This window comes from Micromonospora matsumotoense (assembly GCF_900091525.1).
GTDB lineage: Bacteria > Actinomycetota > Actinomycetes > Mycobacteriales > Micromonosporaceae > Micromonospora > Micromonospora matsumotoensis.
The window spans coordinates 83,950-98,215 of the sequence record NZ_FMCU01000022.1 but is presented as its reverse complement, the minus strand read 5'-3'; the positions used below and the strand labels follow the sequence as shown (position 1 = coordinate 98,215).

At 73.0% G+C, this 14,266-nt stretch carries 14 protein-coding genes, 1 tRNA gene and 1 pseudogene; 13 read left to right on the top strand and 3 right to left on the bottom strand.

Annotated elements, in window-relative coordinates; all coding sequences use genetic code 11:
• Window positions 1–90: pseudogene (locus GA0070216_RS34095) on the bottom strand (IS5 family transposase); the annotation flags it as partial.
• Between the two features lie 221 nt (window positions 91–311).
• The gene (locus tag GA0070216_RS29265; protein WP_091252851.1) at window positions 312–1,556 is read right to left on the bottom strand and encodes a hypothetical protein; all 1,245 of its coding nucleotides are present in this window, start codon (window positions 1,554–1,556) and stop codon (window positions 312–314) included.
• A gap of 206 nt (window positions 1,557–1,762) precedes the next feature.
• On the opposite strand from GA0070216_RS29265, the gene GA0070216_RS29260 reads away from it, so the two are divergent.
• From GA0070216_RS29260 to GA0070216_RS29235, 7 genes are all read left to right on the top strand, one after another.
• Entirely contained in the window at window positions 1,763–2,662 is a 900-nt protein-coding gene (locus tag GA0070216_RS29260) for a TatD family hydrolase (protein WP_091252848.1), read from the top strand.
• 32 nt (window positions 2,663–2,694) lie between these two features.
• Window positions 2,695–3,564 carry a 16S rRNA (adenine(1518)-N(6)/adenine(1519)-N(6))-dimethyltransferase RsmA gene (gene rsmA, locus GA0070216_RS29255; protein WP_091252846.1) on the top strand — a complete coding sequence of 290 codons (870 nt, stop codon included), beginning with the start codon at window positions 2,695–2,697 and terminating at the stop codon, window positions 3,562–3,564.
• Window positions 3,565–3,573: 9 nt separating this feature from the next.
• The gene (locus GA0070216_RS34820) at window positions 3,574–3,714 is read left to right on the top strand and encodes a hypothetical protein (RefSeq protein ID WP_176739191.1); all 141 of its coding nucleotides are present in this window, start codon (window positions 3,574–3,576) and stop codon (window positions 3,712–3,714) included.
• The gene (locus GA0070216_RS29250; protein ID WP_091252844.1) at window positions 3,711–4,664 is read left to right on the top strand and encodes a 4-(cytidine 5'-diphospho)-2-C-methyl-D-erythritol kinase; all 954 of its coding nucleotides are present in this window, start codon (window positions 3,711–3,713) and stop codon (window positions 4,662–4,664) included. Before GA0070216_RS34820 ends, GA0070216_RS29250 begins: the two co-directional genes overlap by 4 nt.
• 238 nt (window positions 4,665–4,902) lie before the next feature.
• Window positions 4,903–6,705, top strand: a complete 1,803-nt coding sequence (locus GA0070216_RS29245; protein WP_091252869.1) for an ABC-F family ATP-binding cassette domain-containing protein — start codon at window positions 4,903–4,905, stop codon at window positions 6,703–6,705.
• Window positions 6,706–6,794: 89 nt separating this feature from the next.
• A complete protein-coding gene (locus GA0070216_RS29240; RefSeq protein ID WP_091252842.1) occupies window positions 6,795–7,250 on the top strand; it encodes a DUF4383 domain-containing protein in 456 nt (151 codons plus the stop codon).
• Window positions 7,251–7,351: 101 nt separating this feature from the next.
• Window positions 7,352–7,813: a DUF4383 domain-containing protein gene (locus GA0070216_RS29235; RefSeq protein WP_091252840.1), complete on the top strand. Its 462-nt coding sequence runs from the start codon at window positions 7,352–7,354 to the stop codon at window positions 7,811–7,813.
• An 8-nt stretch (window positions 7,814–7,821) separates the two neighbouring features.
• Here GA0070216_RS29235 and GA0070216_RS29230 read toward each other — a convergent pair whose 3' ends face one another.
• A complete protein-coding gene (locus GA0070216_RS29230) occupies window positions 7,822–8,511 on the bottom strand; it encodes a TetR/AcrR family transcriptional regulator (protein WP_091252837.1) in 690 nt (229 codons plus the stop codon).
• A 248-nt stretch (window positions 8,512–8,759) separates the two neighbouring features.
• Here GA0070216_RS29230 and GA0070216_RS29225 point away from each other — a divergent pair.
• The 6 genes from GA0070216_RS29225 (at window position 8,760) to GA0070216_RS29200 (ending at window position 14,239) form a co-directional block, all read left to right on the top strand.
• A tRNA-Gln gene (locus GA0070216_RS29225) sits at window positions 8,760–8,831 on the top strand.
• 102 nt (window positions 8,832–8,933) lie between these two features.
• Window positions 8,934–10,433 carry a bifunctional UDP-N-acetylglucosamine diphosphorylase/glucosamine-1-phosphate N-acetyltransferase GlmU gene (gene glmU / locus GA0070216_RS29220; protein WP_091252835.1) on the top strand — a complete coding sequence of 500 codons (1,500 nt, stop codon included), beginning with the start codon at window positions 8,934–8,936 and terminating at the stop codon, window positions 10,431–10,433.
• 86 nt (window positions 10,434–10,519) lie between these two features.
• Window positions 10,520–11,500, top strand: a complete 981-nt coding sequence (locus tag GA0070216_RS29215) for a ribose-phosphate diphosphokinase (protein WP_091252833.1) — start codon at window positions 10,520–10,522, stop codon at window positions 11,498–11,500.
• Window positions 11,501–11,934: 434 nt separating this feature from the next.
• Entirely contained in the window at window positions 11,935–12,627 is a 693-nt protein-coding gene (locus tag GA0070216_RS29210) for a 50S ribosomal protein L25/general stress protein Ctc (protein ID WP_091252830.1), read from the top strand.
• Between the two features lie 99 nt (window positions 12,628–12,726).
• The gene (pth, locus tag GA0070216_RS29205) at window positions 12,727–13,317 is read left to right on the top strand and encodes an aminoacyl-tRNA hydrolase (protein ID WP_091252827.1); all 591 of its coding nucleotides are present in this window, start codon (window positions 12,727–12,729) and stop codon (window positions 13,315–13,317) included.
• Between the two features lie 118 nt (window positions 13,318–13,435).
• Window positions 13,436–14,239 (top strand): 3'(2'),5'-bisphosphate nucleotidase CysQ, encoded by an 804-nt coding sequence (locus tag GA0070216_RS29200; protein WP_091252825.1) that lies wholly within the window; start codon window positions 13,436–13,438, stop codon window positions 14,237–14,239.
• Window positions 14,240–14,266: the final 27 nt, after the last annotated feature.

The following is a 14,266-nucleotide window of genomic DNA, read 5'->3' as shown; positions in this document are numbered from 1 at the left end:
GCGGGCCTGCCGCCATGCGGTCAGACGGGGTGCGATCAGGGCCCATCGGGCGTCGGATAGGTCGGACGGATAGGCTCGTCGCGCGGTCATGATTCAGGCGTACGGTGCCGTGGCACCGGGTCGGCGGACGTCATGTCCGTCGATGTATAGCCGAATGTGAACCAGACACGATCCCGGGGTGAAATGCTGCGTTTCCGGTCAGGGTGGAGCCGGGTGGGATGGGGCTATTCTGGCCCGAGTGGGACATGTTGCCCCGCCAAGGCCGGGGCGCCAATCGGTCACACTGGCGCGAAGGTGAAGGAAACGTCCAGTCAGAGCGCGTACGGCAGGTCCACCACCTGGTCGTCGGTCACCTCGGCGGCCGGTGCCCACGTCTCGTACACGCCCCGTTCGTGGCACTGCGCCCCGGTGTCGCGTACCGCGTCCGGATCGGGCCGCCGCAGCCGCAGCCGCAGCCAGCCCCCCTCCTCCCGGAGCACCAGGCACGGCACCCCCCGCCATCGGACATACCGCAGTCGCCGGGCCACCTGGTCCACCGGGTAACGGGCCGCCCGGGTCATCGCCAACACCCGGAACCCGCCCGGCAGATCCGCCACCGCCTCGTACTCACCGCCCGCGTACCGGCCGACGAGCTGGGTGGAGCGGGGCACCTCACCGGTCGGCACGTACTCCTGGTCGGGGGACAGCCCCGGCACCGCGGCCAGCAGGTGCCGCCACTGCGGCCCCACCATCCGCAACCAGCCCCGCTGCTCCGCCTGGTAGCTGTAGAGCACCACCTCGGCACCCTCGGCGGTGTACGCCAACAGGGCGGCGTTGGCGGGCATCGGCAGGTCGGCGAAGTCCCGGGTGACGAACTCGGGGATCAGCTGCGCCGAACTCGGCACGAACCCGGTGCCCAGCACCGGCGGGCCGAGCCGCTCCCGGGGCGGCAAGCCCAGCAGACCCCGGTGCGCCTCGCCGACCGGCACGTCGTAGTCGCCCGGATCGGCGGCCCGCCACCGCAGCGCGTAGCCGATGTCGGTGCCGTCGCCGCTGGTGCCGTCGCCGCGCAGCACCGCCAGCGCGGCCGGCGTCCGCAGGTGCGCCACGTCGTGCTCGCGGTAGCAGAAGCCGTGCGGCAGCCAACCCCGCACGTACCCGGCGAGCTGCCGGGCGGAGAGCACCTTGACCATCCGGGTGCCCCGCCGCAGCACCGCCGAGCCGCGTACCGCCGCCACCGTCGGGTCACCGGCCGCCGTCGGCTGCTGACTGAGCTGGTGCACGTACGACCAGCCCCGGTCGCGGTGCACCGGCATCAGCAGCGCCGCCTCCGGCTCCTCGACCGGCGTTCCGCCGCCCCGCACCTCGGTCACCTCGGTGACGTGCACGAACCGCCGCCACGGCCAGGTCGAGCCCGGCCGAGGGGCCCGCTCGAACCCGGGTGCCGCCTCGGCGCTGAACAGCTCGTAGGCCGCGCCCCGGGCCAGCTCCTCCGCCGGGTGGACCACCCCGCCGTACGTGACGCGTAACCCGGTCCGCGCGGAGGCGGGGCCGCTGGCCCGGTCGGTGACGCTCATCCCGGCGAGGCTAAGCCGGTCAGATGCCGGCCCGGTGAACGTCCGGTGGCGTCCCGGGAACGCTCCCGCCCCGGGCCCCGCCGCCCGCCCGTCGTCCCGCCGCCTGCCGGCCCGCCGCCACCCACCGATCCACCGACGCCGTCGGCGGCGGTTCGGGCCGGCACCGAGCGGTCCGGGTCGGTGCCGACCGGGACGCCGGGTGTGTGATGCTGACCGCGATGACCGGACCGACCGAATCCCGCAAGCAGCGCGCCGCCCGCCGGGCCGGTGAGTTCCCGCCCGCCCCGCCGCCGCTGCCCCGTCCCGTGCTGGACAGTCACACCCACCTCGACATCACCGTCGCCGAGGCCGGGGCGCCCGGCGGCAGCGACGCGGCCGACCCGGTGGCCGCCGCGATCGAGGTGGCCGCCACCGTCGGCGTGGACCGCCTCGTGCAGGTCGGTGTGGACGTCGACTCGTCCCGCTGGGGTGCCGAGGTCGCCGACCGGCACCCGGCGGTGCTCGCCACCGTGGCACTGCACCCCAACGAGGCCCCCCGGCTGGCCGATCTCGACGCCGCGCTGCGGGAGATCGAGACGCTGGCCGCCCGGGACCGGGTCCGGGGCATCGGTGAGACCGGCATGGACTTCTTCCGCACCGGCGACGACGGCCGCGCCGCCCAGGAGGAGAGCTTCCGGGCCCACATCGCCATCGCCAAGCGGTACGGCAAGGCCCTGGTCATCCACGACCGGGAGGCCCACGCCGACGTACTGCGCATTCTCGACGACGAGGGGGCCCCGGACACGGTGGTGCTGCACTGCTTCTCCGGCGACGCCGACTTCGCCCGCGAGTGCGTCCGCCGGGGCCACCTGCTCAGCTTCGCCGGCACGGTCACCTTCGGCAGCGCCACCGGGCTGCGGGAGGCCGCCGCGCTCACCCCGATCGACCAACTGCTGGTGGAGACCGACGCGCCGTACCTGACGCCGATGCCGCACCGGGGCCGGCCCAACGCGTCGTACCTGATCCCGCTGACGGTGCGGTCGCTGGCCGAGACCACCGGGGCCGACCTCGACGAGCTGTGCGCGGCCATCTCCGCCACCGGGGACCGGGTCTTCGGCCCGTGGTGAACGCCCCGGAACCCACGGCTACGCTTCGGGGCGTGACCGGCCTGCTCGGCCCGGCGGAGATCCGGGAACTCGCCGCGCGACTCGGCGTCAACCCGACCAAGAAGCTCGGCCAGAACTTCGTGCACGACCCGAACACCGTCCGCCGGATCATCACCACCGCCGGTCTCACCCCCGACGACGTGGTGCTGGAGGTCGGCCCCGGCCTCGGCTCGCTCACCCTGGCCCTGTTGCCGGTCGCCGCCCACGTGCACGCGGTGGAGATCGACCCGGTGCTGGCCGGGGCACTGCCGCAGACCGCCGCCGGGCACGCCGGCCCGGCCGCCGCCCGGCTCACCGTGCACCGGGCCGACGCGCTGCGGATCACCGCCGCCGAGCTGGCCGACCCGCCACCCACCGCGCTGGTGGCGAACCTGCCCTACAACGTCGCCGTGCCGGTGGTGCTGCACCTGCTCGCCGGGCTGCCCACCCTGCGGCACGGTCTGGTGATGGTGCAGAAGGAGGTCGCCGACCGGCTGGTCGCCGGCCCCGGCTCCAAGGTGTACGGCATCCCGTCGGTCAAGCTCGCCTGGTATGCCCGGTCCCGGGCCGCCGGCCGGGTGCCACCGAACGTGTTCTGGCCGGTGCCGAACGTCGACTCCGGTCTGGTCGCCTTCACCCGCCGCGAGCCGCCCCGCGACGACGTGCCCCGCAAGGCCGTCTTCGCCGTGGTCGACGCCGCGTTCGCCCAGCGGAGAAAGACGTTGCGGGCCGCGCTGGCGGGCTGGGCGGGGGGCCCGGACCGGGCCGCCGCAGCGCTCACCGCCGCCGGGGTGGACCCCGGCGCACGCGGGGAGTCACTCACCGTGGAGCAGTTCGCGGCGATCGCCGCGTCGGCTCCGACCGCCGCGCCGGTCGCACAGTAGGCTGACGCCGTGCCCGCCGAGGGACACGCCGCACCTGCGCGTACGACCTGGTTGCCGGCCGGTTCGCCGCCGGCCGCCGACTCCGCCGAGGAGCTGATCGTGGAGATGCCGTTCGACATCCGCCTGTGCCGGCGGGACGTCACCCGGTGACCGAGGCCTGGCGACCGGACGACGACGACCACCATCGGCGCGGCAGCAGCGGACCGGTCCGGGTCCGGGTGCCCGCGAAGGTCAACCTGCACCTCGGGGTGGGCGCGCTGCGCCGGGACGGCTACCACGAGTTGAACACCGTCTACCACGCGATCTCGATCTACGACGAGCTGACCGCCCGCCGCGGCGACACGCTCACCCTGACCATGGAGGGTGAGGGCACCGGCGAGCTGGCCCTGGACGACTCCAACCTGGCCATCCGCGCCGCCCACGCCCTCGCCGGCTACGCCGGGGTGCTGCCGCACGCCCGGCTGCACCTGCGCAAGCAGATCCCGCTCGCCGGTGGGCTGGCCGGTGGCAGCGCCGACGCCGCCGCCGCGCTGGTCGCCTGCGACGCCCTGTGGGGCACCGGGCTGTCCCGCGACGAGCTGGCCGGGATCGCCGCCGACCTCGGCTCCGACGTGCCGTTCCTGATCCACGGCGGCACCGCGCTGGGCACCGGCCGGGGCGAGGCGGTCAGCCCGGTGCTGGCCCGCCCCACCTCCTGGCACTGGGTGGTGGCCGTCGCCGACGGCGGCCTGTCCACCCCCGCCGCCTACCGGGAGCTGGACCGGCTGCGCGCCGCCGGCACGGCCGGCGCACCCCTGGGCAGCACCGACGGCCTGCTCGGCGCGCTGCGCCAACGGGACTCCCGGGTGCTGGCCGGCTGGCTCGGCAACGACCTCCAGGACGCCGCGCTGTCGATGCGCCCGGCCCTGGCCGACACGCTGAAGGCGGGGGAGGCCGCCGGGGCGCTCGCCGGCATCGTCTCCGGCTCCGGCCCGACCTGCGTCTTCCTGGCCCGGGACGCCACCGACGCGCAGCGGATCGCTGCGGAGGTGGAGTCCGCCGGGGTGTGCCGGGAGGCCCGGGTGGCCCACGGCCCGGTGGTCGGTGCCCGCATCGGCTGACCCCGCACCCCGGGTGGAGATCAACGCCGGTGGGCCGATGTTGCGGTATCCCGCGACCGGGAAACCGCAACATCGGCTCCGATGAGTTGATCAACGCGTCTCGGGGGCGGCCCGGCCCCCGGTATCACCGCGGGTGGGCGGGACGGTGCGGGCCGGCACGGGCGTCCGCGTACCCTTGCCCCAGGCGTCCCGAGGTGCCCGCCGGCACCGGGACGCCTTGATCATGGGAGGTGAGGTCGTGGCCAACATCGTCAACCTGGACCGGGTGTCCAAGGGGTACGGCGCCGCCGGGCCGCTGCTCACCGACGTCTCGCTCGGCCTCGACGACGCCGACCGGATCGGTGCGGTCGGCCTCAACGGCGCCGGCAAGTCCACCCTGCTGCGGATGCTCACCAAGCAGGAGGACCCCGACGACGGCCGGGTCACCCACCGCCGCGACCTGCGGGTGCTCTGGCTGCCGCAGGCCCTCACCCTCACCCCCGAGGCCACCGTGCGGGACGTGGTGCTCGGCACCGCCTGGCTCGCCGAGGGCATGGGTGCCGAACACGAGTGGGCCGGCGACGCCGGGGTCCGGGCCATCCTCGACGGCCTCGGCATGCCCCACCTCGGCCTCGACCAGCCGGTCGGCCCGATGTCCGGTGGCGAGCGCCGTCGGGTGGCGCTGGCCGCGCTGCTGGTCCGCGAATCCGACCTGCTCATCCTCGACGAGCCCACCAACCATCTCGACGTCGGCGGTGTCGACTGGCTGGCGAGGCACCTGGTCGGCCGCCGGGGCGCGCTCGTCGTGGTCACCCACGACCGGTGGTTCCTCGACGCGGTCTGCACCACCACCTGGGAGGTCGCCGACCAGACCGTCCGGGCCTACGAGGGCGGCTTCGCCGCCTGGACCCTGGCCCGGGTCGAGCGGGAGCGGGTCGCCGCCGCCACCGAGGCCCGCCGGCAGAACCTGCTCCGCAAGGAGATCGCCTGGCTGCGACGCGGCCCGCCCGCCCGCACCTCCAAGCCGAAGTTCCGCATCGACGCGGCCAACGCGCTCATCGACGACGTGCCGCCGCCGCGCGACACCATGTCGTTGCAGCGGATGGCGACCGCCCGGCTCGGCAAGCAGGTGTACGACCTGGAGCACGTCCGGTTGCACGCCGGGCCGAAGGAGATCCTGCACGACACCACCTGGCAGGTCGGCCCCGGTGACCGGATCGCCATCCTCGGGCGTAACGGCGCCGGCAAGACCACCCTGCTGCGGCTGCTGGCCGGCATCACCCGCGCCGACGGCGGCCGGTTCCACACCGGCTCCACGGTCAAGCCGGCGTTCCTCTCCCAGGAACTCGCCGAACTCCCCGGCCACCTGCGCGTCCTCGAAGCCGTCGAGGAGGTCGCCCGCCGGGTGCAGCTCGGCGACCGGGAGATCTCCGCCGCCCAGCTCGCCGAGGTGTTCGGCTTCGACGACCGGCGGCTCTGGACCCCGGTCGGTGACCTCTCCGGTGGGGAGCGCCGCCGGCTCCAGATGCTCCGGCTGCTCGCCGGGGAACCCAACGTGCTCCTGTTCGACGAGCCCACCAACGACCTGGACACCGACACCCTCGCCGCGCTGGAGGACCTGCTCGACTCCTGGCCCGGCACGATCATCGTGGCCAGCCACGACCGGTACCTGATCGAACGGGTCACCGACACCGCGTACGGGATGTTCGGCGACGGGCGGCTGGTGCACCTGCCCGGCGGGGTCGACGAGTACCTGGCCCGCGCCGCCGGACCCGGTCCGGCCCGGACGGCGGCCGGTCCCGCCGCCACCCCCGACGCCCTGGCCGGGGGCGGGATGTCCGCCGCCGACGCCCGGCAGGCCCGCAAGGAGCTGACCCGGCTGGAACGGCAGATCGGCAAGCTCGACCAGAAGGAGACCACCCTCCTCGACCAGTTCGCCACGCACGCCACCGACTACGCCCGGGTCGCCGAACTCGACGCGCAGCTCAAGGAGGTACGCGCCGAACGGGAGCGGACCGAGGAGACCTGGCTGACCCTGGCCGACGAGATCCCGCCGCTCTGACGCCGGCACGCCCCCGTGTGCGGCGTCACACCCCGGCGTGCGGGACAATCGTCGGCGACCCTCACCCGAACGGCGTTGGAGACACAGTCATGGCCCACACCCCCGTCAACCATCCCGCGCGGCCGGTCTACCGGGCGATCGGCGGGCTCATCGGTCTCTACCTGGTGGTCTTCGGCGCGCTCGGCGTCATCGCCAGCGCCGGCAACGACCTCTTCGCCCAGGACGACACCAAGGTCCTCGGCCAGGGCACGAACCTCGGGTTCTCGCTGCTGTCCGTGCTGCTCGGGGTGGTCATCCTGGTCGGCACGGTGATCGGCCGCAACCTCGACGTGGCGATCAACCAGTGGCTGTCCTACACCCTGATGGTGATCAGCCTGGCCGGCCTGGCCTTCCTGCAGACCGACGCCAACGTGGTCAACTTCAGCATCGTCACGGTGATCGTGCTGATGACGCTCAGCCTCGTCCTGCTGATGGTCGGCATGTACGGCAAGGTCGGCACCGACGACGAGAAGGAAGCCTGGCAGAAGGCCCGCCTGGTGCTCTGACCCGGACCTGCGGGGTGGGCCGGGTTGCCTGGCATTTCGCCCACGCCGGACGGCGGGACGGGAGACAATCGTCCTGACACGTCGTCCGTGCAGGAGGGGCCATGGCGCACTTTCCGGTCAACCACCCGGCCCGCCCGCTGTACCGGGTCTTCGCCGGGCTCGTCGGCGTCTACATCCTGGTCTTCGGCGTGTTCGGCGTCGTGCAGACCTGGGGTGAACCGCTCTTCTCCCGGGGCAGCCACTGGGCGTTGGGCCTGCGTACCAACCTGGCGTTCTCGCTGGTCTCGGTGCTCTTCGGGCTGGTCCTGATCATCGGGGCGTCCCGGCGCGGCAATCTCGGGCACGTCATGAACCTCACCGCCGGGGTGGTCTTCATGGTCACCGGCATCGCGATGATGAGCGTGCTCCAGACCCGCGCCAACGTCCTCAACTTCTCCATGTCGACGGTGATCGTCTCGCTGCTGTTCGGCCTGCTGCTCCTCGCCACCGGCCTGTACGACAAGATCGGCACCGACGAGCACGCCGAACAGGAGCGGGCCGACCGGCTCCACCCCGCCCGCTGACCCGTTGCTCAGCCGGGCTTGCGGACGGTGATCAGGCCCGGCCCGGCCTCCAGGTGGGACAGCCCGTTCCAGGCCAGGTTCACCAGGTGCGCCGCCACCGTCTCCTTGCGCGGCCTGCGGACCTCCAACCACCAACGGCCGGTCAACGCCACCATCCCCACCAGCGCCTGCGAGTACAGTTCGGCCAGCTTCGGGTCGTAGCCCCGGCCGGAGAACTCGGCAGCCAGGATGTGCTCCACCTGGTGTCCCACATCGTTCATCACACTGCTGAAGTTGCCGGTCGCCGACATCAGCGGCGACTCCCGCACCAGCACCCGGAACCCGCTGGTCTCCTCCTCGATGTAGCCCAGCAGCGCCAGCGCCGCCTGCTCCAGCAACTCCCGGGGATGACCGGCGGTCAACGCCGTGCTGAGCCGGTCCAGCAGCGCCCGCACCTCACGGTCGACGACGACCGCGTACAGGCCCTCCTTGCCGCCGAAGTGCTCGTAGATCATCGGTTTGGAGACCCGCGCCCGCGCCGCCACCTCCTCGATCGAGGTCGCGTCGAAGCCCTTCTCGGCGAAGACCTGCCGACCGATCGCGATCAGCTGTTCGCGCCGCTGGGCGGCCGACATCCGTACCCGGGACGTCGGTTTCGCGTCCGCCGCCGGCCCCGCCCGTCGGGCACCGGTGTTCTCCCCGCCCGGGGCCTGCGCCATCTCGTCACCTCGTCGGCGCGCGGTGACGCCCTGTCGTGGAATGCTCCGGTCGTGCCCGTCTGTCTCGGTCACCCGGCCATCCTGCCAGGTGATCCACCTCGGCACCGCCGGGTTCGGCGCCCGGCCGGCTTCCGCGCCGGCTCCGCCGCCATTCGTTCCGGCCGAGGGCGTCATGGCGGGGCTCACCGAGGAGATCACGTAGGGGTGGGGGCCGCCCGGCGGAGGCGCTAAGCTGTCTTGCGTCACATTCGGCCGTGGTGTAATTGGCAACACCCGGGTCTTTGGTACCCGTGTTTCAGGTTCGAACCCTGGCGGCCGAGCCGTCCGTCACTTCCTCCCCGATCGGGGTAAGGGGCGAAGTGTCCCCGTCGTCTGGTTAGCATGGCGGCGAGACTGTCGCCTTCCCCGACGGGAGCCCACCCGTGTCCCAGCCCCACCGCCGTACCGTCGTCGTGCTCGCCGCCGGGGAGGGCAAGCGGATGAAGTCGGCGCTGCCCAAGGTGTTGCATCCACTGCTCGGCCGGACGCTGCTCGGCCACGTGCTGGCCGCCGCCGGTCCGCTGCGTGCGGACCGCACCGTGGTGGTGGTCGGGCACGGCGCCGAGCAGGTGCGCACCCACCTGGCCGAGGTCGCCCCGGACGCCACCGGAGTCCTGCAGGCCGAGCAGTTGGGCACCGGGCACGCCGTGCGGATCGCGCTGGACGCGGTGCCGGAGTCCACCGGCACCGTCGTGGTGATCAACGGGGACGTGCCGCTGCTGCGTACCGAGACGGTGGAGGCGCTGGTCACGGCGCACGAGGGCGAGGGGGCGGCGGCCACCGTCCTGGCTGCCGAGGTGCCCGACCCGACCGGCCTGGGGCGGATCGTCCGGGACGCCGCCGGCTGGCTGGAGCAGATCGTCGAGGAGCGCGACGCGACCCCGGCCCAGCGGGCGCTGCGGGAGATCAACGCCGGCATCTACGCCTTCGACCTGGCCCGGCTGCGGGCCGCGCTGGGCAAGCTCTCCACCGACAACGACCAGGGCGAGGAGTACCTCACCGACGTCTTCGGGCTGCTCTTCTCGGCCGGTGAGCCGGTCGGCGTGCACGTGGCCGCCGACCACGTCGAGACGTTGGGCTGCAACGACCGGGTGGAGCTGGCCGGGCTGCGCCGGCTGCTGCGCGACCGGGTGAACGAGGCGTGGATGCGGACCGGGGTGACGATCCTGGACCCGGCGACCACCTGGATCGACGTGACCGTCACCGTCGGGCGGGACGCGGTGCTCGACCAGAACACCCAGCTGCGGGGGGCCACGACGGTGGGCGCGGAGGCGGTGGTCGGGCCGGACGTGACGCTGATCGACACGGTGGTGGGCCCGGCGGCGACCGTGCTGCGCAGCCACGCGACGGGCGCGGAGGTGGGCGCGGGGGCGAGCGTCGGCCCGTACGCGTACCTGCGGCCGGCGGCGCGGCTGGCCGAGCGGGCGAAGGTGGGCACCTTCGTCGAGGTGAAGAACTCCGACGTCGGGCCGGGCGCGAAAGTGCCGCACCTGTCGTACGTGGGGGACGCGACGATCGGGGCGAAGGCGAACATCGGCGCGGCAACGATCTTCGTGAACTACGACGGGGTGAACAAGCACCGCACGGTGGTCGGTGACGGCGCGTTCGTCGGCTGCGACACGAACCTGATCGCGCCGGTCGAGGTGGGCGCGGGGGCGTACGTGGCGGCGGGCAGCGCGCTCAGTCAGGACGTGCCGCCGGGGGCGTTGGGGGTGACCCGGGCGCCGCAGCGCAACATCGAGGGCTGGGTGCTGCGCAACCGACCGGGCACGGTCTCCGCGCGCGCCGCGGAGCAGGCTCGCGGGGCCGCCGAGGATGCGTCGGGCGGGTCGACGGCGGCAAGTGAAGGTGAGGCAATCCACGGGGGTGCCGAGACGGTGTGAGGGTCGGCGGGGCCGGGGCATACTGCAACCGAATACCCCGGCCCACCACCGCCGGGCACCACCGACCAACGGGAGCAGACGGGCCCATGGGCAGCATCGTCGCCGAAAACCGCAAGAGCCTGATGCTCTTTTCCGGACGTGGCTTTCCGGAGTTGGCCAAGGAGATCGGTGAGGTGCTCGGCGTGGCGCCGACCCCTTCCGACGCGTACGAGTTCGCCAACGGTGAGATTTTCGTACGGTTCCGGGACTCGGTGCGTGGTTCGGACGCCTTCGTGGTGCAGTCCGTCACGCACGGGGTCAACACCTGGGTCATGGAGACCCTGATCATGGTGGACGCGCTGAAGCGGGGGTCGGCGAAGCGGATCACCGTGGTCCTGCCGTTCTACCCGTACTCCCGGCAGGACAAGAAGCACCGGGGCCGGGAGCCGATCTCGGCCCGGCTGGTGGCCGACCTGCTCAAGACGGCCGGGGCGAACCGGATCCTCACCGTCGACCTGCACACCGCCCAGATCCAGGGCTTCTTCGACGGCCCGGTGGACCACCTCTTCGCGATGGACATCCTCGCCGAGTACGTGGAGCACAAGTTCGCCGGCCGGCCGATGACCGTGGTCGCCCCGGACTCGGGCCGGGTACGGGTGGCGGAGCGGTGGACGGACCGGCTCGGCGGCTGCCCGCTGGCGTTCATCCACAAGACCCGGGACCCGTTGAAGCCCAACCAGGTGGTGGCGAACCGGGTGGTCGGCGAGGTGGAGGGCCGGGTCTGCCTGATCGTCGACGACATGATCGACACCGGGGGGACGATCACCAAGGCCGCGGAGATCCTCAAGGAGTCCGGTGCGGCGGAGATCGTGGTGGCCTCCACCCACGCCCTGCTGTCCGACCCGGCGACCGAGCGGTTGAAGAACAGCCCGATCACCGAGGTGGTGGTGACCAACACGCTGCCGCTGCCCTCGGACAAGCAGCTGGACAAGCTCACCGTGCTGTCGATCGCACCGCTGCTGGCGCGGGCGATCCGGGAGGTCTTCGACGACGGGTCGGTGACCACCCTCTTCGGTGGCCTGAGCTGACGGTCGCACCGCCCCGGCCACCCGGCCGGGGCGGTGCGTGCCGGCGTCGCGGCCGGGCGGGGCGGATCGGGCGGGGGCCGGTGGTGCCGGAACGTGGCCGCGCCGGGGACGTGGAAGTGGTGCCGGAACGCGGCTGCGCCGGGGACGCGGGAGTGGTGTCGGGGTGGGGCCGCGCCGGGGACGCGGGAGTGGTGTCGGGGTGGGGCCGCGCCGGGAGATGGGGACTGCCGGAGAGCACGGAAAGACCTCGGGTAGACTGGTCCGGTTGCCACGGCGAGGGTGCCCGGCGGGTCGCTGATCGAGCGCCGCACGGAGGCACCGTCATCGACGCGGTGCTCCGGGCAGTCGTTCATGACGCATGAGCCCCAAGCGAGCCCCTCGCCCAGCACCGCCAGACGACAAGCCGCCGTAGCGTTAGCATCAGGAGTTTTCCCGTGTCCGAGGTAAAGATCAGCGCCGAGCCCCGTACGGAGTTCGGCAAGGGTGGTGCCCGTCGTACCCGCCGAGCCGGCAAGGTGCCCGCCGTGCTGTACGGCCACGGCGAGAAGCCCAAGCACATCGCGCTTCCGGCGCGGGAGTTCGCCGCCGCGATCCGTAAGGGCGGTGCCAACCAGCTCTTCGCGATCGAGGTCAGCGACGGCACCCAGGTGCTGGCCCTGCCGAAGGCGATCCAGCGTGACCCGATCCGGGACAGCTTCGAGCACGTGGACCTGCTGCTGGTCCGCCGGGGCGAGAAGGTCACCGTCGAGGTCCCGGTCCAGCTGACCGGTGAGGCCGCGCGGGACACCCTGATCGTGCACGACCACGACACCCTCTCGGTGACCGCCGACGCCACCAAGGTGCCGGATCACCTGGAGGCCTCGATCGAGGGCCTGCAGGCCGGCAGCCAGGTCACCGCCGCCGACGTCGAGCTGCCCTCGGGTGTCGAGCTGGCCGCCGACGCGGACCAGACGGTCGCCTCGGTGACCGCCGCGCCGACCGCCGAGCAGCTCGAGGCGACCCTGCCCGAGATCGAGACCCCGGCGACGGAGGCCGACGAGGCCGCCGAGGGTGCGGAGACCGCCGAGGCCGGCGAGACTCCCGCCGCCGAGGGCGCGGAGAGCACCGAGGCGAAGACCGAGGCCTGACCGGTCGCATCGTTCACGGCAGGCGCTCCCGTCGCGGGGGCGCCTGCCGGCGTATCGGGGTACCGGCGGCGGGCAGACGGCGAGCGGGAGGTACGGGACGTGACGGACGAGACGGGGCCGTGGCTGGTGGCCGGCCTGGGCAACCCGGGTCGGGAGTACGCCGGGAACCGGCACAACGTCGGCTTCATGGTCGCCGAGTTGCTCGCCGTACGGCTGGGTGGGCGGTTCGGGCGGTACAAGCGGGTGGTGGCGGATGTCGCCGAGGGGCGGATCGGTTTCGGCGGGCCGAAGCTGGTGCTGCTCAAGCCGCAGACGTACATGAACCTGTCGGGTGGGCCGGTGGCCGCGCTGGCGCAGTTCCACAAGATCCCGGCCGATCGGGTGATCGCCGTGCACGACGAGCTGGACCTCCCGTACGGGCAGCTGCGGGTGAAGCTGGGCGGCGGCGAGGGCGGGCACAACGGTCTGCGTTCGATGTCGAAGTCGTTGGGGACGAAGGAGTACGCCCGGGTGCGGTTCGGCATCGGCCGGCCGCCGGGGCGGCAGGACCCGGCGGACTACGTGCTGTCGGACTTCGGCACGGCGGAACGCAAGGAGTTGGAGTTCCTGGTGGATCGGGCCGCCGACATGGTGGAGTCGGTGATCACGAAGGGTGTGGAGCCGACCCAGAACGCCTACCACGGGGCCTGAAGTCGCGGGGGGCGTTCTCGTGGCGCGGCGGGGATGGCGGTAGTCTGCGCGTTCTGACGTGGCACGCCCCGCGCGGGCCGTGGTTGGCGACGGGAGCGAGTTCGTGGGCAGTCCTCCGATGATCGACGGCGCGTTCGCCCGCTGGCTGGCGGACCGGGCCGGGCAGGCCCTGCTGGAGTTGCGCGCCGAGATGGGGTTCGCGGACGCGGCGGCGTTGAAGGCGGCCGGGGACAAGGTCTCGCACGATCTGATCCGCAGCGAGCTGGCGAAGTGGCGGCCCGGTGACGCCGTCCTCTCCGAGGAGGACGAGGGGTCCCGGCTGGTGGACTCCACGGACGGCGTCTCCCGGCTGACCGCCGACCGGGTGTGGATCATCGATCCGCTGGACGGCACCCGGGAGTTCTCCGAGGAGGGACGCGCCGACTGGGCGGTGCACGTGGCGCTCTGGGCGCGTAACGCGCCGTCGCCGCACGGGTTGGTGGCGGGCGCGGTGGGTCTGCCGGCGCAGCACCGGGTGCTGGGCACGGACTATCCGCCGGCGTACCCGCCGATGACGGTGGAGGCGGCGACCTCGGGCGACCGTACGCTGCGGTTGGCGGCGAGCCGGAGCCGGCCGCCGGCCTTCCTCACCGACCTGGCCGGGGACGTGGGCGCCCAACTGGTGCCGATGGGTTCGGCGGGGGCGAAGATCGCGGCGGTGGTGACCGGTGACGTGGACGCCTACATCCACGCGGGCGGCCAGTACGAGTGGGACTCGGCGGCCCCGATCGCTGTGGCGACGGCCACCGGGCTGCACGCTTCCCGAATCGACGGTTCTGCGCTGAGATACAACGAGGCGGACCCGCGCCTGCCGGACCTGCTGGTCTGCCGCAAGGATCTCGCCAGCCGGTTGCTTGCAGCGTTGCAGAGGCATTCCGGGTAGCCTGAGCGCTGTTTTTGACTTGTCCGA

What these genes read in the sequence shown, in the direction of transcription:
- GA0070216_RS29215 (WP_091252833.1), top strand. Translation starts at nt 10,520, where the DNA reads ATGGGCAGCATCGTCGCCGAAAACCGCAAGAGCCTGATGCTCTTTTCC.
- GA0070216_RS29200 (WP_091252825.1), top strand. Translation starts at nt 13,436, where the DNA reads ATGATCGACGGCGCGTTCGCCCGCTGGCTGGCGGACCGGGCCGGGCAG.
- GA0070216_RS29230 (WP_091252837.1), bottom strand. Translation starts at nt 8,511, where the DNA reads ATGGCGCAGGCCCCGGGCGGGGAGAACACCGGTGCCCGACGGGCGGGG.
- GA0070216_RS29240 (WP_091252842.1), top strand. Translation starts at nt 6,795, where the DNA reads ATGGCCCACACCCCCGTCAACCATCCCGCGCGGCCGGTCTACCGGGCG.
- GA0070216_RS29260 (WP_091252848.1), top strand. Translation starts at nt 1,763, where the DNA reads ATGCTGACCGCGATGACCGGACCGACCGAATCCCGCAAGCAGCGCGCC.
- GA0070216_RS29265 (WP_091252851.1), bottom strand. Translation starts at nt 1,556, where the DNA reads ATGAGCGTCACCGACCGGGCCAGCGGCCCCGCCTCCGCGCGGACCGGG.
- GA0070216_RS29235 (WP_091252840.1), top strand. Translation starts at nt 7,352, where the DNA reads ATGGCGCACTTTCCGGTCAACCACCCGGCCCGCCCGCTGTACCGGGTC.